We start from the raw sequence: 20,428 nt of genomic DNA, 5'->3' as shown, positions 1-20,428 counted from the left end.
TGTGTTAAATAATTGTCAACATCGGTTGATCTACATTATTTAGGAGAATTTATTTTAATAAATACAGGAGTTTGCCCTACAGCATCTAAAGCGTATTTACTAGCATTAAGGCTTTTTGCAATTTCACTTTCAATTATCTTGTTCTGAAGGGACTCGGTTTTATATGCTTTATCAGAAGGTCGAAAAATTATATCTTCCAAGAGATCATTAAAATCCTGGTCCATAAAAGGTGGGACCATGGTGAAATTGCGAGATATGTTTCTATAATCAGTGTATTTTAAAAAATGTAATGACCCGCCGTAATATGTTCCTTCTGGATATTTATCCTTTATCATTAAAGATTTTAACTGTTTATTTCCATCAAAAACATTATTCATACGAATCATTAAAGTATCCGGTAATCGATACACCGTGTCTAATATTCCAACATTGTTTTTCAATTTAAGATGAACGAAGCCTGTTTCATTAATATCTATATATTGTATAATATTGAATTTTTGATTTTTGTCGGAATTATCCAGGTAATAATCTACATAAGTAAAATGCTTAAACTTCTGCTTTACATTTTGAGCTTGAGCTGAAAAGGAAACAGCGATAAAAAAGGCTGCGAGGAGAGATAATTTGACAAGGTTCATATTTATTATGATAAGGTGTTATAAAAATATTTAAATAAAAATTCGTTAGTAAAACAAGCCACTAAGCGCGACGGCTTTTCTTTTTGTTGGTCTTAGGTAAACCTACAGTACGCAACATTTCATTTGCTTTATCTACTTTACCCTGAAACAAAGGCAAATCCTTGTACTCTTCAAGCGAATCATCTATCACAACGACAGGTGTTTTCCTTTTATTTAATTCTTCAATGTTCATAATATAAAGTTACTGTTTTTTCTTTTAGCAAGAAAGGCTTCATATTCAATCCCTTTTTCAAAAATCTCCCATTCGTCGTTCCTCAATCCATACAGATCAAAATCCTTTGTTATTTCACTTAAGTATTTTGTAATTCCCATCCGGTATAATCGCGTTCTTGCCTTAGTACTGCCCGTGGCATATATAAAACTATTGGGATATTTGTCAGAAAAGGCGTAGACCGTTGAAACAACTGTTGCAAGTACCTTTTCACTATCACCATTATTTGAAATAGCTAAATCATTTAAATCTCCGGTTGTTAAATCTTTATCACCGAATGCAAGATTATAAAGGTCTTTTAGATTGGTTTCACTGAATTTAATAAGTTTTCGTATCTGTCCTTTCGGACCATTGCTTGTAAATTCAAAAACTGTTAATGATTCTTCGGCTTTTAGTTGATAACGGTCAAGTTGCATTAGATAAGGTTATAGGTTACTGGCTTTCCAAATATAGCAACTCGTCTAATAACTTTTCATAAATGCGATAATTCTCCTCATCAAAACAAACAAATATTACCTTTTCGATCTTTGTATTGGATGACAGGAAATCTTTCACCGTCCGGATAGCGATCTCTGCGGCCTTATCTTTTGGGAAGTGATAAATGCCGGTACTGATGTTTGGAAAAGCGATAATTTTCACATCATTCTCTGTAGCTAATTGCAGACTATTCCGGTAGGCATTGGATAGTAAAGCATCCGCTCCTGTATTGCTTTTGCTCCACACGGGCCCAACAGTATGTATCACAAATTTGGCTGGCATATTTCCTGCAGTAGTTATCACCGCTTCACCTACAGCGCAGCCGCCCTGCCTGTTTCTTATTTTGATACATTCCTCCAGAATCGCCTGTCCGCCAGCACGATGAATGGCGCCATCCACACCTCCGCCCCCCATAAGCGAGGTGTTTGCGGCATTCACAATTGCATCAACGTGCAGCCTGGTGATATCGCCTTTTTGCAATTCTATCCGGGTTACGCCCATGTTAAATTTTTCAACCAATAAGCAATTAAAATGTTTGCGGCATTTTTATTGCTGGTTATTGTACGTACTTGCTAAACTACCTGGAAAAATGAAGAAACGTGTATTGATCCTGGAAAATGATCAGGATACTGCTGATATGCTGAAATTTCTGACCAAACAGCTGAATGTGGACGTTGTTACTTCTGATAAAGCCATGTTCGCCCCCGATGTCCAAAGATTATCGCCCGATTTAATTTTGTCTAATGACTGGCTGGGTGCTGAAATGGGCGGCGATCTGTGTAAGACGCTAAAGTCGAAAGATTCAACTAAGGAAATTCCCGTCATCCTGGTATCTTCCGCAGAAGATCTGCCAAAAATAGCGAGGAAAAGCAAGGCTGATGCCTATGTAAAAAAACCCTTTAACGTAAATCATATGGTTGACCTGATGAAGGGCTTTTTATACACGAAGAAAGTTAGCTTTGCTTAAAGACATTTTGAAGAGACGCCCCGATTGGTCGGGGCGTCTCTTTTTATTTTAGATCTCTACCTCTCCCTGAAAAACCTGCTTAGCCGGTCCTTCTAAAAAGATATGGTTGTAATTAGTACCATCTGTTTCGAAGCGGATGTTCAGATCACCGCCTAATACTTTTATAGGTGTATTCAATGTACCGGTTTGATGATTGTGTTTGGCCATAGCTAATGCTACTGCGGTTACTCCAGTTCCGCAGGCGTAAGTTTCGTCTTCAACCCCTCTCTCAAAAGTGCGAACGAAGTAACCTCCGTTTAAAGGCTCAACAAAGTTTACATTGATGCCTTTGGCTTTGTAAGTGTCATTATTGCGGATGGCATGACCATCGTGGTAAACGTCTTTATCCTTCAATCCATCAACCAGCTCGATATAATGCGGTGACCCTGTGTTGAGCACATATGCTTCGCCATCACGGTTAATAGTGTCAACATCAATCATTTGCAGGCTTATCCATTCGCCGTCTTCTGAAATTTTGGCATAGTGAGGGCCGTCGACTGCCAAAAAGTTGGTCTCACTTTGTATTACTCCCAGGAATTTGGCAAAGGCCACGATACATCTCCCCCCGTTACCGCACATGCTGCTTGGCTGACCGTCGGAGTTGTAGTAGACCATCTCGAAATCGTATCCGTGGGTGTCTTGTAAAAACATCATACCGTCCCCGCCAATGCCGAATCTCCTGTCGCACAATTGGGAAATGAGCGCCGGATTGCTATGATTTACAATGTTTTGACGATTATCCACCAAAATAAAATCGTTGCCCGCGCCCTGGTATTTATAGAATTTAATTTTCACTTATTTTTTATTAACTTTAATGAAATTTATTACGATAATAACCGTATCTAATAAACCTTTATCTTCCTTTTACGTCAATTTAACAAAATTTAACAAAAAAGAGGATAACTTAAGGTTGATTATAACGTCTTACTGGTATTAAATTTGACACTCCAAGTGTAACAAATAAAATATTATAAAACCGAAGCGATTTTATAATATGAAACTATTATGAAGCCCGCATGAAGGCCTGTGCCCGCTGCAATAGTTTCACAGAATGATTTAAAAACAGATTAGAGAAAATGAAAAAGTTTGGTTTAACCGTCCTTACTGCGTTTTTAGGCGGTGCTCTGGCATTAGGCGCATACAAAGTAATTGAAAACAAGTATGCCGATAACATGAGCATAGAGGACAAACAGAAAGTCTATTTTACTAACAATCCATTACCATCCGGTGTATCATCAGCCGATGCGCCGACCGATTTCACAGTTGCAGCTGCTGAGGTAACTCCGGCGGTTGTATATATCCGTACTACTTATAAAGCCCAGGATAACAGCGGCCAGGACCAGATGCAGCAATTATTTGGCGACATGTTTGGCGGCCGTATGCAGCCGCAGGGTCCGCAGATGGCATCAGGTTCAGGTGTGATCATCTCTCCTGATGGTTACATTGTAACCAACAACCACGTGGTTGACAAGGCTGACAAAATTGAAATTACTACCAACGACCACCAGCACTTTACTGCTAAGGTGATCGGTACCGATCCGAATACTGATCTTGCCCTGATTAAAATCAGCGCTACCAATTTGCCTATCGTAAAATTAGGTAACTCTGACAATGTAAAAGTAGGTGAGTGGGTATTGGCCATTGGCAACCCATTCAGGCTGACTTCGACTGTTACTGCAGGTATCGTGAGTGCTAAAGGTCGTGGTTTAGGCCTGATCGGCAGCAACCAGGACGAAGAGCAGGACACTCCTTTTGGCCACATGCGCGTTCAGCGTCAGAACGGTGGCAAGCAATTAAATAAAGGTATTGAGTCGTTTATTCAAACCGATGCTGCCATCAACCCCGGCAATAGCGGTGGTGCGTTGGTGAATACCAAAGGCGAGCTGATCGGTATCAATGCCGCTATTGCTTCACAAACAGGTTCATATGAAGGTTATGGTTTCGCCATCCCTATCAACCTAGCAAAAAAGGTATTGAACGATATCCAGAAATACGGTTCGGTAAAACGTGGTTACCTGGGTGTTAGCTTTAAAGAGCTTGACCAGGATGCTGCCGATGCATTGCATATTAATCATAGCGTTGGTTTATATGTAGATGACGTTGCTGCTGGTAGCGGCGCTGCACAGGCAGGTTTGCAACACGGGGATATCATTACTAAAGTGAATGGTAACAAAGTATACGAGTCATCAGACTTACAGGAACCTGTTGCCCGTTTACAGCCAGGCGACAAGATCAACCTGACCATTTTACGTGGCAGTGATGAAAAGAACGTAAGCGTAACCCTGAAAGCCGATGCAGGCAATTTAGGCCGCTCAACAGCATCAACTAAATCTGCTGAAGAACTGTACAATAAGTTAGGTGCAAGCTTCAAACCGCTTAGCCAGTCTGAAAAAGCTAAATACCATGTGCGTTCCGGCGTAATAGTTACCCAGGTTCGTCCGGGATTATTGTTTGATGATACCCAGATCCCTGTAGGTTCTATCATTACCAGCATCAACAGGAAACCGGTTAACAATTCAGACGATATCAGCAACGCTATTACCAGTACACGTAACGGCAACCTGATCATCACCGGTTACTATCCTGACGGAACCGCATTTAACAATGTGTTCCAGCAAGGTGACGGTGAATAAAGAATTAAACGATTGATATAAATTCAGAGAAAACCCGGTTAATAGCCGGGTTTTTTTGTTTGCTTGTTTGCAGTGTGTGGCGGGTGTCACACTGAGCTCAGTCGAAGTGCGGTGCGGTATGGCCCTCGCCCGCCAATGCTTCGACTGGCTCAGCAGGACAACGCACTTTATAGGAAAAAAGGAATTCCTTACCTTTGCCTTCATGACGATCTGTGCCGGGCTCGATTTTAATTTTTTAGGACAAGACCTTGTTCTATTACCTCAAAAAGCCATTTACTGGAAGCAACAAAAAGCCTTAATTGCTGCGGATGTTCACCTTGGAAAGGTGGGTCATTTTCGCAAAGCAGGCATCGCTGTGCCTCGCAATATGGAGCAAAGCGATCTGGCAACTTTATCAGACCTGATATTTGAATATAAACCCGAAAAACTGATATTTTTAGGCGACCTCTTCCACAGTGATATGAATGCAGATTGGGAATGGTTCCGCCTATGGCGTCAGCAAAATAAAAAGTTGGAGATCATCCTTATACGTGGCAATCACGATATTATTCACGATAAGTATTACCTCGAACTTGACGTTGTCCTGCACGACCAGCTAACCGTCGGTCGTTTCCTAATGCTGCATCATCCTTTAACTGAAGCTGAGTTACAGCAAACAGAGTGTTATGTACTTTGTGGGCATATCCACCCCGGAGTAAACTTATCCGGCCGGGCACGGCAAAGCATTACCTTACCTTGTTTTGCGTTTGGAAAAAAGCAGGCGATACTACCTTCGTTTGGCAGGTTTACAGGACGGATAGCCATTCGTCACGAGAAGCAGGATCGCATATTTGGGGTACTTGAGGACAAAGTCATTGCAATTGGGTGAGTCAGGGTTGCATTAGTTGTAGCGGTTGTATTGGTTGAAGTAGTAGCATTTCCACCTTTTTAGCATTTACAACCATTACAACTAATATAACCAGTACAACTATTCAACCAATCAACCACCCACCAATTTAGAACATTTCTAAATAAACTTTTCACGTTCATTTACAGCGGCGCATTTATATCTTTTGTCATATAATAGATACTTTTGCCGAATAAATCTAATTTGTAATGAGCGAATTGAAACAAACCTTTAACTCGTCGCTGGGCAAAAAGCTGATCATGGCTTTAACAGGCTTGTTTTTGTGTACATTCCTGATTGTACACCTGGGCGGCAACCTGCTGCTGTTTAAACACGACGACGGTTATGCGTTTAACATGTATGCCAACTTCCTGACGCATTTCCCGCCGATAGAAGTAATTGCCTACATTCTGTATCTGTGCATATTGGTTCACACCATTTATGCCATTGTGCTTACGACCAAAAACCGCAAGGCGCGCCCTGTTGGCTATGCGGTAACAGCAAGCGATAATGCTACATGGCAATCAAAAAACATGGGGCTGTTAGGATCGATCTTATTCCTGTTCATCGTGATCCACATGGCCGATTTCTGGTATCGTTATAAATATACCAGCAGCATACATTACATGGAATATCGTACTGATCTTTCATCGGGCGTAACCAAGGCGGTTGAATTTACTCCTACTTCTCCTGATTTCGAAAACTCAGTACAAACCGTAAACAACTTCGAGATTGTAAGAGTTAAGGACCTTCATGAGCGGGTTCAGACAAGCTTTAGCCAGTTGTGGTACGTGATATTTTATGTGATCGCGATGGTGGCAGTGGCATTCCACTTATTACATGGTTTCCAGAGCGCATTCCGAACCCTGGGCTGGACACACCGCAAATACACGCCGATAGTCGAGTTTATCGGTACCTGGTTTTTCGCGGTGATCATGCCGATAGGATTTGCCCTGATGCCGGTGGTGTATTATTTTACAAGGAGTTAAGTAGTTGAATATGTTAAATGGTTGAATGGTTAAGTGGTTAAATGGTTTGTCGCTTTAAACAAAATACAACATAATCAACCACTCAACACAATCAACCACTCACTAAATAAGAAGAACATGATCTTAGATGCTAAAATTCCAGCAGGCCCTTTAGCCGAAAAATGGAGTACGCATAAGTTTAACCTTAAGCTGGTTAACCCTGCCAACAAACGTAAGTACGATATTATTGTGGTAGGTACCGGTTTGGCGGGTGGCGCAGCTGCCGCATCACTGGCGGAGTTGGGTTATAATGTAAAAGCATATTGCTTCCAGGATAGCCCACGCCGTGCGCACTCTATTGCAGCACAGGGGGGTATCAATGCCGCAAAAAATTACCGTAACGATGGTGACAGCGTTTACCGTTTGTTTTACGATACAATAAAGGGCGGCGACTACCGCGCCCGTGAAGGAAACGTTTACCGCCTGGCCGAGGTATCAGTTAATATCATCGACCAATGCGTTGCTCAAGGTGTTCCTTTTGCACGCGAATACGGAGGTTTGTTAGACAACCGTTCATTTGGTGGTGCGCAGGTATCACGTACATTTTATGCCCGCGGTCAAACGGGACAGCAGTTATTATTGGGTGCTTATTCAGCCCTGAACCGTCAGATCAATGCCGGCAAGGTGAAGATGTATACCCGTACAGAAATGTTGGACTTAGTGATTGTTGACGGCAAGGCACAAGGTATCGTAACACGTAACCTGGAGACAGGCAAGATCGAAACACATACCGGTCATGCTGTGCTATTGTGTACCGGTGGTTATGGCAACGTGTTCTACCTGTCGACCAATGCGATGGGCTGTAACGTAACAGCCGCCTGGAGAGCTCACAAGCGTGGCGCTTTCTTCGGTAACCCATGTTATACGCAGATCCACCCGACTTGTATCCCGGTAACTGGCGACCATCAGTCTAAATTGACTTTGATGTCTGAGTCGCTGCGTAACGATGGTCGTGTTTGGGCGCCAAAAACAGTAGAGCTTGCTCAGAAACTGCGCAAAGGTGAACTGAAAGTAACTGACTTAAAAGAAGAAGACAGGGATTATTTCCTGGAAAGAAAATATCCATCATTCGGTAACCTGGTACCTCGCGACGTTGCTTCGCGTAACGGAAAAGAAATGGTTGATGAAGGTCGCGGAGTAGGTAGTACCGGGGTGGCAGTTTTCCTTGATTTTGCTGACGCGATCAAACGCCTGGGCGAAGATGCGGTAAGGGCAAAATATGGCAACCTGTTCGACATGTATTACCAGATCACTAACGAGGATCCTTATAAACAGCCGATGCGTATTTATCCTGCTGTGCATTACACTATGGGCGGCCTTTGGGTTGATTATAACCTGATGACCAACGTAGATGGCCTATATGCTTTAGGTGAGGCCAACTTCTCCGACCACGGCGCAAACCGCCTTGGTGCATCTGCATTGATGCAAGGACTTGCTGATGGTTACTTCGTGATCCCTTATACTGTTGGTGATTACCTGGCTAAGATCGGTCCGAAACCGGTTAACCATAATCACCCTGCTTTCGAGCAAACCAAAAAAGAGGTAGAAGAGCGCATAAAGAAACTGCTCGCCCTAAGAGGCACCAAAACTGTCGACGAGTATCACCGCGAATTGGGCCACATTATGTGGGAATATTGCGGTATGGCGCGTAATGAAGAAGGCCTGAAAAAAGCCAAAGGATTAATTCAAAACCTGCGTGCCGATTTCTGGAAAAATGCCATTGTATTAGGCGAAAACGAAGAGTTGAACCAGTCGCTTGAAAAAGCCGGCCGAGTAGCCGATTTCCTTGAATTAGGCGAACTAATGGTGGATGACGCATTGATGCGTAAAGAATCATGCGGAGGCCATTTCAGGATCGAATCGCAAACAGCAGAGGGCGAAGCCTTGCGCGATGACGAACACTTTGCTTTCGTATCAGCCTGGGAGTACAAAGGCGATAATCAGCCTGAAGAATTGCATAAAGAAGAGTTGGTATTTGAGAATGTTCATTTAACACAACGGAGTTATAAATAAGTCGGAAGTACTAAGTCTCGAGTCGTAAGTCGACTTTAGACTAAAGACTTTAGACTCAAGACTAAGAAAATGAGTAGTAACAACAACATGAACCTGACGCTGAAAGTATGGCGCCAAAAGAATGCGCAAACAGCGGGTAAATTTGTGACTTATAAAGCCGAAGGTATTTCGCCGGATATGTCTTTCCTCGAAATGCTGGATGTGGTGAATGAAAGCCTTGTTCATAAGGGCGAGGACCCGATCTATTTTGACCACGACTGCCGCGAAGGTATTTGCGGTATGTGCTCATTGTATATCAACGGTCACCCGCACGGGCCGAAACGCGCCATCACCACTTGCCAGTTGCACATGCGCAGCTTTCACGATGGACAAACCATCACTATCGAGCCATGGCGCGCTGCACCATTCCCTGTAATAAAGGATTTGGCGGTAGATCGTTCAGCTTTTGATCGTATACAACAAGCTGGTGGTTACGTGTCGGTAAATACCGGTGGTGTACCTGATGCTAACGAGATAGCTATCCCTAAAGTGATTGCTGATGAGGCTTTCAACTCGGCTACCTGTATAGGTTGCGGTGCTTGCGTAGCTGCTTGTAAAAATGCATCGGCTATGTTGTTCGTATCAGCTAAGATTTCGCAGTTGGGTATGTTGCCGCAGGGCCAGCCTGAGCGTTATCGTCGTGTGCAATCAATGGTAGCACAGATGGATGAAGAAGGATTTGGTAACTGTACTAATACCCGTGCATGTGAAGCAGAATGTCCTAAAGAGATTAAATTAGAGAACATCGCACTGATGAATAATGATTATTTCAGCGCCAAACTGTTCAGGCAGGAAGAACTGCACGAGCAGTCGCACGGAGAATAATTGAAAGAAATATGTTTGGAAACCGCCTTGGAATTAAGGCGGTTTTTTTATGTTAAACCCTATGCAGGATTGGGGATAAACAGATTCGCAAAATCCTAATCTATAACTTGACCCGTAGGGTCTGCAGCTTTGTAGACTTATATAAAAAGCTATCTTTTGCCTCGTAGAGGTTGCCCTCCACCAGAAAGGCAAACATAGAATGTCGTTCAAGGGTAGCCCTTACAGGGCAAATTATTATTGTTAATTTTTTCTACAAAGCGGTAGACCCTACGGGTCATAAAACCTGAATCAAATATTATTTTTTCGGATACGTATTTGTGTTTATTCTTCTTCCCGATGCCTCTTATAGCTCAGCCAGATATAAAATGGTATGCCTGCCATCAGGAATAAAAAGCCGTAAAATACGGTTTGCTCACCTGAGCCATATATCTCCCATAAAGAATAAACGAAAGCCAGCAACCCAAGCACGATCACGCTTGTAAGGCTGGCCTTGTGCAATGCATTCTTTTTAGTTCCTAAAATAATATACGCTGCTGCTGAGAACAGGTAAGGTATCAGGACGCTCAAGGTAGCCAGCAACAACAAAAATTTAAACTGTTCAACCAGGCCTTTGGTGTAATTCATTAATAAGAGCAAAGTTGTTGCACAAGCGCTAATAGCCATACCAAAAGCAGGTACGCCCTTCTTGTTAAGCCGACCGAATATACCCGGGAATAGTTTGTCTTTAGCCACGGCATAAGGTACTTGTCCCTGGACTAATGTCCATCCGTTTAACGCTCCGAAAGCTGCAATAGCCACTCCGGCGCTTGCTAGGTAACGGGCGGTTGGTCCAAAAATAATTGCAGCTGCATCAGCATAAGGTGTAGCAGATTGTTGTAACTGGGCGGCTGGAATCATACCCATAATACTGAAACTCCCAAGAATGTAAACCAGTGTCGAGATCAGCATACCGAGAATGGTAGCGCGAGAAACGATCTTTCCCGAATTTTCGGTACTGCCTGCTGGTACTGTCGCGCTCTCAATTCCCACAAAAGCGAACATGGTCATTGTCGCTGTAATGGTAATAACTGAAAAAATTAGCTTTCCACTTGGATTAAACGGATGAAAGTTTTGTGCTCTTATAAAGAATAACCCGCTTACAGATATTAGGATTAACGGCACTAATTTTAATATCGTAGTAAGTAATTGAAACCTGCCTGATAATACCACACCTCGCGAATTGATCAGCACTATTATCCAAATGGAGGCTAATCCGGTAATAATCGCAGCAGTACTGCTTGTAGCAAGTACCGGGAAAAACGAGCTCATGGCACTGATGAATGATATGGCGATAGCTGCACAAGCGCCGCAGTTGGCCAGCCAATAGCCCCATGCTACCATGAATCCGGCAAAATCGCCTAAACCTTCACGTGTATATACATACGGACCGCCAGTCTTATTTGGAAGTAACTTACTGAGGTTACTGAAAACCCGGGCGAGAAAAAAAGAGCCGACCGCTGAAAATATCCATCCCAATAAACCAATACCGCCATAAGCAGCCATTGCAGCCGGAATAAGAAAAACACCCGAGCCAATCATATTGCCAACTACAAGTGAAGTGCTTGTCCATATCCCCAGTTTATTAGATTCGTGCTTCTTAGTCATTGAATTGTGCGGTTTAAACAAACGAATATACAAATGTATTAGAGCAAAGCACATAGGCGATTCCTTTGATTCTATAATGCTTACTACGATTGTGAATCGTGACGTATTTGCTCGCATAAATTATTTAAAAGATGATATTCTTGAGTTAAATCTATTATAATTTACATCTTTCTGTTAAAATAATGGCATTTATAAGACATTTGATTAATAAATTCATATATTATTTAAGTTTTTTATAAAATTTCATTAAAATTCATTTGCTTTTTTGATAAAATACTTCATAAATTACGTTTTATAAAAATAAACTGATAATTTATCACACATTAGCCGGAGAATTATGCAGGAATCAGGTTATTTTAATCAATATAGCCCCATAAATGGCGTATGGGACGAGATGTATGGTGTAGGCAGCATTCGTGACCATTACAATAAAGTGATCGATTATCTGTCAAGGGAGTCATCCGAAGATTTGGCGCGGAAGGAAGAATTAGCGAAAAGGCTGTTCATGAGCCAGGGCATCACTTTTACGGTTTACAGCAGTGGTGAGGGTATTGAGAAGATATTCCCTTTTGATATTATTCCGCGGATCATCACTGCAGCGGAGTGGGCTTTTGTAGAGAAAGGTATCAAACAACGCCTCAACGCCCTTAACCTTTTTTTGAAGGACGTTTATAATAATCAGTTCATCGTAAAGGATGGCATTGTACCGATCGACATTATTTATTCTTGCCCGCATTTTTTGAGGGAAATGTACCAGTTGCAGGTGCCATATGATATTTATGTTCATATTGCCGGCATCGATCTGATACGCGATCATGACGGGACATTTTACGTATTGGAAGATAACCTGCGTACGCCATCAGGAGTAAGCTATATGCTCGAAAACCGGGAGATCACTAAACGCCTGTTTCCCGATCTATTGCCGCAATGTTGTGTGCGAAGTGTGACAGAATATCCAAATATCCTTTATAAAAACCTGCTATCATTATCGCCACGGCAAATCAGTAACCCAACCATTGTTTTGCTAAGTCCCGGTATTTATAACTCGGCTTACTTTGAGCATACCACGCTGGCGCGATTAATGGGTGTGGAATTGGTTGAAGGCCGCGACCTGGTGGTGAAAAATCAAAAGGTGTACATGAAAACCACCATAGGTTTGCAGCAGGTGGATGTAATCTATCGCCGCGTAGATGATGAATATCTCGATCCGCTGGTGTTTAACCCGGCAAGTATATTGGGCGTAGCGGGTATTATGGGTGCCTATCGTACCGGTAATGTAGCTATCGTGAATGCCATTGGAAATGGAGTTGCAGATGACAAGGCTGTGTATGCTTATGTGCCTGAAATGATCAAATATTATCTGAATGAAGAACCAATCCTAAAAAATGTACCCACCTACCAATTAAGCAACCGTGATGAACGCGAGCATGTGTTTGCCAATATCAACAAAATGGTAGTAAAGAAGACCAACGGCAGTGGCGGCTATGGTATGCTGATGGGACACGCATCATCAGATGAAGAGATAGACGATTATAAGAAAGAGATATTGAAAGATCCTCGCAATTTTATTGCACAACCAACAATTAGCCTATCGGCTGCACCTTGCTATATGCAGGGGGCATTGCATCCGCGCAGGGTTGATTTGAGGCCTTACGCGTTATGCGGACCGGATGGAATAGAGATCGTTCCCGGTGGGTTAACCCGCGTGGCACTGAAAGAAGGATCGTTGGTAGTGAACAGTTCGCAAGGTGGTGGAAGTAAGGATACGTGGGTGCTGGCGTGAAGCGGATGTGCAAATGAGAAAATGTGCAGATATGCAGATGATTAATTTGAAGAGCTATATGAATAAAATCCGAAATCATAATTCCGAAATCCGAAATCGAAAAGAATGTTAAGCAGGGTAGCAGCAAGTTTATATTGGTTAAGCCGTTACGTGGAGCGCAGCGATGGCATTTTGCGCATGCTCAAGATCAATTATGCCTCGTCGCAGGACACGGTGCAGGAATTTACCTGGGAGCCGGTAGTCCGCATATTCGCCGGGTATGATGAAGAGACGCAGAAATTGGGTAACGATAGCCGCGCTGTAATGCGCTATATGGTGTGTGGAAAGAATAACCAGAACTCCATTCTGAATATCATTACCCTGGCCCGTGAAAATGCGCGTGGCGTGCAGGAGCATATTACTAAAGATTTATGGCAGTGCCTGAATGAATATTATCATACTGTAAAAGATAATCGCATAGATAATGCTTTGAAAAAAGACGACCCGGTAAGTGTGTTAGATGTGCTCATTAAACAGGTAATGCTGTATTATGGGACGGTAGAAATAACAATGGAGCGTGGCGAAGGTCGTAGCTATATGAATATCGGCAAATATTTGGAACGTGGGATACAGTCGGTGGATATTTTGGATACTAAGTTTGGATCTATCGATAATAATCCTGACCTGCTCACCGATACCACTTACTGGAAGCACTTGCTGTTATCACTTGGTGGATACGAGCTCTATCTGAAAAAATACCGCGAGGGCTTCGAGGCTGAAAACGTACTAGAGCAGGTAGCATTGAACAATGATTTCCCGCGTTCGGTGATCTATTCGGTCAATCACATTCAACGCTATTTTGAGCGGTTAAAAAACGACAGCAATATTGACGATTACCGCGAGCTTTCCTTCTATATCGGCCGGTTGCAAAGCAATATCAAATACAGTTCGGTAAAAAGCATAAAAGATGAAGGTCTACACCAATTTTTGACGCAGATACGCAGCCAGCTTTATGGTATTGGCGATGCGTTGAATAATCATTACTTTGCCAACTCCTGATTGATAAACCTATTGAGCTATAATTATGCCCGAATTTAAGATTCATCATTTAACTAAATACACCTACCCCGCACCCGTTCGCGACAGCGCTAACCAGATCATTCTATATCCGATACAAGACGAGTGGCAGGAAGTGATCAAACAGGAAATACACATCAGCGGCGACCCTGTAGTCGACACTTTCATTGATTATTACGGCAACAAAGTGGGCGGTTTTACTTACAGTGAACCACATTCAACCTTACTGATCGATTCAAAAATACTGGTTCAAACCAAACATAAACCGCTGCCGGGTAACGATATTTTTCCTGCGCAACAATGGGAAGACCTGAAACACCTGCGTTTCATGGTACCTTATATTGATTTTTTGCGATTGGAGCAATTTGAAGGTTTTGATGATCTGAAAGCACTGGTTGATACGGAAAAATCAAAAGAGGATACGCCATACCAGGCAGTGCTGCGCTTTTCGCGGTATGTTTATGATAACTTTCAATATATCAAGGGCGTAACCTCGGTAGAGACAACCATGGATGAGATATGGAGATTGAAAGCCGGCGTTTGCCAGGATTTCGCCCATATCTTAACCCTGATGTTGCGACTGGTTGGTATTCCGGCGCGTTATGTGAGCGGTTATATCTGTACCAACCGAAGCACTACCATGCGTGGTGAAGGTGCTACTCATGCCTGGGCCGAAGCCTATATTCCTGATTACGGCTGGATGGGTATTGATCCTACTAACAATTGCATAGCAAACGAAACCCATGTTCGTTTAGCAGTAGGTCGGAATTTTTCGGATTGCTCGCCGGTAAAGGGCGTTTACAAAGGCACGTCAGATCACCGGCTGGATGTTTCTGTAAACGTTGGCTATGAAGGCGATGCCCCCTCCATGAATCAGCCGGCAGAGTTTGCCAAAGTTCCTGAGCCCATCGAACATAAACCGTTAAGCAATATTCCAAAAAACAGCTATCAGCGTTACCTGGAAATGCTCCAGCAACAGCAGCAGCAACAGCAGCAGCAATAAAGATTATGCTTTTTTAACAGTAGCTATCAGGGTATCCAATTTAGGCACTTTATCATAAGCCTTAACCAGGTTGCCTTTATGATCATACACAGCGATGTAAGGCGTAGTAGTCACCTGGTAATACTTTTGAACCACATAGGTATGACCCTCGGTACCAACAGTCAGGTTATGATATTTGGCAAGATCAAAATCCCGGTTAAAGTTTTTAAGCATCTTCAGCATATTGTATTCGGTGAAGGTTACCATTACAATTTGGATGTCGCCAAATTCTTTCATTTTTGGCTTCATCTCGTACATCAAATGCTGGCAATGGCTGCAATCTGGTGAGAAGTATATGATCATTACCGGTTTGTCCTTTTTCAGATCTGTATAGTTGAAATAAGTACTGTCGGCCTTTAATATTTTAAAGTGAGGGATGTGTTCAATGTCAGGTTTGTTTTGAGCCTGTGTGCATCCTGCAGCAATGATCAGGCTTAATAATAAAACTAATTTCTTCATTATGGAGATAAATGTACTGTTTTTATAGTTCAGAGGGTTGATGTTGCTATAAATTTACAAAAATTCAGCCATTCGCTTCAAGTAATTCTATCTGCCACGCAATGTGCTCCTCAGTTATAGGATATAACGCACCATTGCGAATAGTCTGATATACAGCCTCAAATAGTTGAATATATTGGCCCTGGTAGGACGGAATGAATTCGATTTTCTTTTGATTGTTCTCGTCAAAAGTTACCAGTTTGCCTTCACTGTCTTCAGACTCTAATCCATAAGCAAGGTCAGTAGGCGGAATGCCCTTATCCAGTTGTGCTTCTTGCACATCTACCCGATCTTTAATATAGCTACCCAAGGTGCCATGTACCACGAATGAAGGTGTAGGCTGAGCAATAAGCAAGCCTGATGTAAGGTAGACATTCAATTGATTAGGATACGACAGATGAAAATGAAAGTAATCATCCACCTGTGAATCTTCGCGATAAGTAGCTGTAGTTTTGGTAAACTTTAAAGGTCGCCCAAAAAGACTGATCGCCTGATCTATAAGGTGTGGACCGAGGTCATAAGCCAAACCATTTGGAGCCATACTTTTGGTCTCCTTAAATTGCTTTGGACTCAAGGTCATTTTATACCTGTCGAACCGGAAATGCACCTCGATCAATTGCCCCAGTCGGCCACTTTCAATAGCTTCTTTAACGGATAAAAAGTCACTGTCCCAGCGACGATTTTGATAAACCATCAAATGCTTACCGACTTCCCTTGCCAGATCGTATAATTCCTTTACTTCGGCTACAGTTGCTGCAATGGGTTTTTCGACCAGTACGTGCTTACCAACCTGCAATGATCTTTTAGCCAGATCGAAATGTGTATTATTAGGTGTGTTGACGATAATCAGTTCGACCTGTTGATCATTCAACAAGTCCTCGGTTTGATCATAGCTAGTTATACCCGGATAACGTTCCGCCATTTTCTTTTCATGACGCTCCACAACTGTGCTCAATTCAAAGCCGGGATGCGCATAAATAAACGGTGCATGGAATACTCTGCCGGACATTCCGTAGGCCATCAGGCCGGTTTTTATAGGTGATTGCATAGAATTTATTTAGCAATTGGCCAACATGTCATTGCGAGGCGCAAGGCGGACGGTGTGTGCTGCGCAACGAAGCAATCGCATGCTATACAGGGCGGATATGCATAGTTTGCGATTGCTTCTTCACCCCTCAGGCCGTTCATCGCAATGACAAGTGGTTTCATTTTTATTCTTAATACTCCTCCATCCCAATTGGCGAACCATCAGGCATGTTTAATGTTTCGGCCGGTTTAAATTTGTCGGGATTATTTTCAAATTCTTTGATTTGTGATAAACCGAATAACAGGTTTGCTTTCTGATCATTTCCAGCTATCGGCATAGCTTTATTCATCCAGACCTTTAATTCACTTATTTGCAGCAACGCAATCCCACGAACATTTTCCGGAGCGCTGGTATTTGCAGCCAACTCCAATAGCTGTTTCAGGATTAGATTGTTTACCAACCGTTGTATTTCTCCTTTATAACCTGCTTGTTGCGGAGCCTTCCATGTTCTTCCGAGCAGTTTAGTCAGAACTGCGTCAAGTCCCGGTTGCGTATTATCCCTTGAATGATATTCTACCAAACGTGCAGCCCGTTGCGATTGAAGCATAAATGTCAATGTATTACTTGCTGCTGATTCTGCTGCCGAAAGCGGATCAAAGGTCAATCCTGTTCTCGATTTAAATGTCTCCCTGGTTCGAGGATAGCCTATTGGCCGTGGTGGTATTTTTTCAATTAGTTTTTCCGGCAATGCCAACGCATCCGGTGAGATCGTGCTCATCAATGCATCAAAAGCCTTCCATTGCTCGGCAGGAGGAACAAATTTGGTGATGGTTTGTCCGTCATTTTTCAGCGCGAAAGTATAATACAAACCCCCTAGCATTTTGGAAGTGGCCTCTACCTGGTAACGATGCATCAGGTACATCGGCACCAGCACTTCTTCAATGGCAGCCATCGGCGCATCCTGCCTGATCGCTTTTTCAGAAAAGTTGTCGATCACATGTTTCCTTATCACCATCAAACGGTTCAGTTCATCAGCAGCATTGGTTCCTGCATCCCAAAGATGGGCCTGCGGATGAGCACTTCCTGCAGGACGGGCATCTTCATCAGATATATACAGAAAGCCTTCCTTCAATGTCTCAGTCATGATATCTTTTAATGCCTTATCTTCGTCAGTTCCGGCAGGGAAATCCTGATAGCCGTATAATACTGTCCGTTTATCCCAGGCGCCAATACTGGTGGTATAGGCATTACTCAGGTCGATAGTTCCATCGGTACCCAACGTAAATACAGGCGGCGGATAATCCATTACTGATGCGCGGTTATTCACGCTGGCCGCAAAATTATGCTGAAAACCCAATGTGTGTCCAACCTCATGTGCTGCCAGCTGACGCAAACGCGCCAATGCCATCTTCATCATTTTATCGCTTACAGGTTTACCATCTTCATAAGGTTGAAGCAAGCCTTCTGCTATCAGGAAATCCTGCCTGTCACGCAGGGAACCTAATGAAACCTGTCCTTTTATAATTTCCCCCGTACGTGGGTCATTAATCGACTCGCCATATGACCAACCCCTGGTCGACCGATGCACCCACTGGATCACGTTATAACGAATATCCATCGGGTCAGCATCTTCTGGTAGTAATTTCACCTGGAAGGCGTCTTTATAGCCCGCTGCCTCAAAAGCCTGGTTCCACCAGGAAGCACCTTCAATCAAAGCGCTGCGCACAGGCTCTGGAGCGCCGCGATCGACATAGTAAATAATTGGTTTCACAGGTTCGCTCATTGCTGCTGAAGGGTCCTTCTTTTCGAGGCGATGCCGGGTCAACAACCGTTTCATTATAGGTTGATCAATTGGTGTGGCATAGTCCATATACTCCACATCATATAATCCTGATCGGGGATCAAACTTGCGTGGCTTATACTTATTATCCGGCAAACGTATAAAGGACTGGTGCATTCTCACCGTCACAAAATCCGGATTAGGTGTTACCGAACTGATCTCTGTGCCGGTTCCGTTTCCCGCGAGAGTGATGATTGCCTCAAACTCCGTATTATCCGGAAAGCTTTTGGTATTTGGCAAATAAATAGCCGAACGGGTATCATCTGCATGATAATTTCCCTGGTTGCTATTGCCCAACTTTCGGGCCACATTATGACTGTCGCGAAGCAGAAACGGCGTAAAATCGACCAGTACCTTGTCGTCATCCTGTGCTTCGGCAGTAAATCCCCAGATAACGGATTGCGCGAAGGCTTCTTCTACTGATTTGCGCTCATCAGCATTATTGCTTATTGCGCGGTAACTGTAATTAGGCTGTACCAGCAGAACCTTGTTACCTACTCTTATAAACTTTACAATGCGGCTGTCACCGATCTGCCCGCGATCCATTCCCAAATCATTTGAACCAACTCCGGCAGGCAAGGAGCTTACATACAAAAACTCATCGTTAAAGCGATTGATCTCCAATAAGACTTGCCCGGTTTTATCATTCCAATAAAAATTAAAATAGCCGGAATATTTTTTCAGGCCCTTGGTTTTTGATTCAAAATCCTCGGCTTTTTGGGCATTGGCGATTTGAAACAGGCTGATAAGAAGAAATAGCGACAGGTAAAGTTTTTTCATCGGAAAGGCTTTTGTTCTACAACCTAAAAGTATTGTTTTATCAGGCTTTATACAAAAAGGTTGTGTGAGAAATCTGCCTTGGATAATTAATATTAATCTTTGTGGCCCCTGTGAAACCATTGCGATCTCTGCGGTAAAAATTAAACCACAAGGTTCACAGGGAAGGCACAAAGATCACAGAGCCATTCTAATATCTGGATTTCTTTATTGTATGCTATTCCGTATAGCCTGCGCCGAGTCGAGGTGCATTCTTAATACAGGCATTGACTTAACTGCAAAAGCTTTCAATGAAGCATCTTTGCAGGTTTTCGATCCGGTTTCGCAAATATCAAGCGCCTTTTTTTCGTCCAGTATCATGGCATCCATATAGGCTTTATCAAAATCGTTGCCCTGTTTCATCGCCAATCGGTTAGCCTGGTGCATTTCGGCCATGCCCGATATTGGCGGAAGGGTTATCTTTTTATCTTTTGCGATCAGGCTCAACTCATCACCCAGTTTGGTATGATCGTTTACCAGCATCGTGGCGAAATTTTTTACTCGGTTGTTGGTTGATTTTTCCAAAGCCATTTTGCCGGTGTTCACCTTGTTCAAAGCATTATTGGTAACCGCTGAGGCAAATTCAACATCTTTAGCGCTTACAGTAGGCGTTAAAGTAACCGGGTGAACATCATGCTCCTTATCCGCCGGTTGCGATGGCTGAGGCGCGCTGGTATTTGCAGTTGATACAGTATCCTTTACGTCGTTCAAAAAGGTATCGGTAGCTACTTTTTCTTTTTGACTGCTGCTTTTGCAGGCATGCAAACCCATTATAACAAGCGTAATAATTATGGCGGTAGATAATCTCTTCATTCTCATTATTTAGCCTTAAACGGGAATGGTTTATATTAGGTTTTTTAGGTGACCGATATAAGCAGAATTAAATCAGGTTATTTAAAAGTTTTTTTA

The 20,428-nt window shown here is 42.9% G+C and carries 19 protein-coding genes; 9 read left to right on the top strand and 10 right to left on the bottom strand.

What is annotated here, in order from left to right:
- Nucleotides 1–35: 35 nt before the first annotated feature.
- From VIM89_RS14450 to VIM89_RS14435, 4 genes are all read right to left on the bottom strand, one after another.
- Nucleotides 36–635 carry a hypothetical protein gene (locus tag VIM89_RS14450; RefSeq protein WP_488156877.1) on the bottom strand — a complete coding sequence of 200 codons (600 nt, stop codon included), beginning with the start codon at nucleotides 633–635 and terminating at the stop codon, nucleotides 36–38.
- 61 nt (nucleotides 636–696) lie between these two features.
- A complete protein-coding gene (locus VIM89_RS14445) occupies nucleotides 697–867 on the bottom strand; it encodes a hypothetical protein (protein ID WP_488156876.1) in 171 nt (56 codons plus the stop codon).
- Nucleotides 864–1,322 carry a DUF6934 family protein gene (locus tag VIM89_RS14440; protein WP_488156875.1) on the bottom strand — a complete coding sequence of 153 codons (459 nt, stop codon included), beginning with the start codon at nucleotides 1,320–1,322 and terminating at the stop codon, nucleotides 864–866. The genes VIM89_RS14445 and VIM89_RS14440 overlap by 4 nt, the downstream gene beginning before the upstream one ends.
- 16 nt (nucleotides 1,323–1,338) lie before the next feature.
- Nucleotides 1,339–1,902 carry an O-acetyl-ADP-ribose deacetylase gene (locus VIM89_RS14435; RefSeq protein ID WP_488156874.1) on the bottom strand — a complete coding sequence of 188 codons (564 nt, stop codon included), beginning with the start codon at nucleotides 1,900–1,902 and terminating at the stop codon, nucleotides 1,339–1,341.
- 70 nt (nucleotides 1,903–1,972) lie between these two features.
- Between VIM89_RS14435 and VIM89_RS14430 the strand changes: the two genes are divergently transcribed.
- Complete coding sequence (locus VIM89_RS14430) at nucleotides 1,973–2,350, top strand: response regulator (protein ID WP_488156873.1); 378 nt, start codon at nucleotides 1,973–1,975, stop codon at nucleotides 2,348–2,350.
- A gap of 48 nt (nucleotides 2,351–2,398) precedes the next feature.
- Here the strand turns inward: VIM89_RS14430 and dapF are convergent, their stop codons facing one another.
- On the bottom strand, nucleotides 2,399–3,184 hold the full coding sequence (dapF, locus tag VIM89_RS14425; RefSeq protein ID WP_488156872.1) for a diaminopimelate epimerase: 786 nt from the start codon (nucleotides 3,182–3,184) through the stop codon (nucleotides 2,399–2,401).
- Between the two features lie 281 nt (nucleotides 3,185–3,465).
- Here dapF and VIM89_RS14420 point away from each other — a divergent pair, with 281 nt between their 5' ends.
- From VIM89_RS14420 to VIM89_RS14400, 5 genes are all read left to right on the top strand, one after another.
- Complete coding sequence (locus tag VIM89_RS14420) at nucleotides 3,466–5,022, top strand: trypsin-like peptidase domain-containing protein (protein WP_488156871.1); 1,557 nt, start codon at nucleotides 3,466–3,468, stop codon at nucleotides 5,020–5,022.
- Nucleotides 5,023–5,140: 118 nt separating this feature from the next.
- A complete protein-coding gene (gene pdeM / locus VIM89_RS14415; RefSeq protein WP_488156870.1) occupies nucleotides 5,141–5,890 on the top strand; it encodes a ligase-associated DNA damage response endonuclease PdeM in 750 nt (249 codons plus the stop codon).
- A 227-nt stretch (nucleotides 5,891–6,117) separates the two neighbouring features.
- Nucleotides 6,118–6,897 carry a succinate dehydrogenase cytochrome b subunit gene (locus VIM89_RS14410; protein WP_488156869.1) on the top strand — a complete coding sequence of 260 codons (780 nt, stop codon included), beginning with the start codon at nucleotides 6,118–6,120 and terminating at the stop codon, nucleotides 6,895–6,897.
- Nucleotides 6,898–7,014: 117 nt separating this feature from the next.
- Nucleotides 7,015–8,949 carry a fumarate reductase/succinate dehydrogenase flavoprotein subunit gene (locus VIM89_RS14405; RefSeq protein ID WP_488156868.1) on the top strand — a complete coding sequence of 645 codons (1,935 nt, stop codon included), beginning with the start codon at nucleotides 7,015–7,017 and terminating at the stop codon, nucleotides 8,947–8,949.
- A gap of 69 nt (nucleotides 8,950–9,018) precedes the next feature.
- Nucleotides 9,019–9,813, top strand: coding sequence for a succinate dehydrogenase/fumarate reductase iron-sulfur subunit (locus VIM89_RS14400; RefSeq protein WP_488156867.1), 795 nt, complete (start codon nucleotides 9,019–9,021; stop codon nucleotides 9,811–9,813).
- A gap of 321 nt (nucleotides 9,814–10,134) precedes the next feature.
- Here the strand turns inward: VIM89_RS14400 and VIM89_RS14395 are convergent, their stop codons facing one another.
- Nucleotides 10,135–11,457 (bottom strand): amino acid permease, encoded by a 1,323-nt coding sequence (locus VIM89_RS14395; protein ID WP_488156866.1) that lies wholly within the window; start codon nucleotides 11,455–11,457, stop codon nucleotides 10,135–10,137.
- 337 nt (nucleotides 11,458–11,794) lie between these two features.
- Here VIM89_RS14395 and VIM89_RS14390 point away from each other — a divergent pair, with 337 nt between their 5' ends.
- The 3 genes from VIM89_RS14390 to VIM89_RS14380 all read left to right on the top strand — a co-directional run bounded on the left by VIM89_RS14390 (nucleotide 11,795) and on the right by VIM89_RS14380 (nucleotide 15,299).
- A complete protein-coding gene (locus VIM89_RS14390) occupies nucleotides 11,795–13,240 on the top strand; it encodes a circularly permuted type 2 ATP-grasp protein (RefSeq protein ID WP_488156865.1) in 1,446 nt (481 codons plus the stop codon).
- Nucleotides 13,241–13,345: 105 nt separating this feature from the next.
- The gene (locus VIM89_RS14385; RefSeq protein WP_488156864.1) at nucleotides 13,346–14,278 is read left to right on the top strand and encodes an alpha-E domain-containing protein; all 933 of its coding nucleotides are present in this window, start codon (nucleotides 13,346–13,348) and stop codon (nucleotides 14,276–14,278) included.
- Nucleotides 14,279–14,303: 25 nt separating this feature from the next.
- Nucleotides 14,304–15,299 (top strand): transglutaminase family protein, encoded by a 996-nt coding sequence (locus VIM89_RS14380; RefSeq protein ID WP_488156863.1) that lies wholly within the window; start codon nucleotides 14,304–14,306, stop codon nucleotides 15,297–15,299.
- A gap of 3 nt (nucleotides 15,300–15,302) precedes the next feature.
- Here VIM89_RS14380 and VIM89_RS14375 read toward each other — a convergent pair whose 3' ends face one another.
- The 4 genes from VIM89_RS14375 to VIM89_RS14360 all read right to left on the bottom strand — a co-directional run bounded on the left by VIM89_RS14375 (nucleotide 15,303) and on the right by VIM89_RS14360 (nucleotide 20,332).
- Nucleotides 15,303–15,797: a TlpA family protein disulfide reductase gene (locus VIM89_RS14375; protein WP_488156862.1), complete on the bottom strand. Its 495-nt coding sequence runs from the start codon at nucleotides 15,795–15,797 to the stop codon at nucleotides 15,303–15,305.
- 64 nt (nucleotides 15,798–15,861) lie between these two features.
- Nucleotides 15,862–16,884, bottom strand: coding sequence for a Gfo/Idh/MocA family oxidoreductase (locus VIM89_RS14370; RefSeq protein ID WP_488156861.1), 1,023 nt, complete (start codon nucleotides 16,882–16,884; stop codon nucleotides 15,862–15,864).
- Between the two features lie 169 nt (nucleotides 16,885–17,053).
- Nucleotides 17,054–19,483 (bottom strand): zinc-dependent metalloprotease, encoded by a 2,430-nt coding sequence (locus VIM89_RS14365; RefSeq protein WP_488156860.1) that lies wholly within the window; start codon nucleotides 19,481–19,483, stop codon nucleotides 17,054–17,056.
- Between the two features lie 204 nt (nucleotides 19,484–19,687).
- Nucleotides 19,688–20,332: a DUF4142 domain-containing protein gene (locus tag VIM89_RS14360; protein ID WP_488156859.1), complete on the bottom strand. Its 645-nt coding sequence runs from the start codon at nucleotides 20,330–20,332 to the stop codon at nucleotides 19,688–19,690.
- Nucleotides 20,333–20,428 lie beyond the last annotated feature (96 nt).

Source organism: Mucilaginibacter sp., from assembly GCF_036568825.1.
In the GTDB taxonomy this organism is placed as follows: Bacteria; Bacteroidota; Bacteroidia; order Sphingobacteriales; family Sphingobacteriaceae; genus Mucilaginibacter.
Note: the sequence above shows the minus strand (reverse complement) of the source record. Positions and strands in the feature narration are given on the sequence as shown.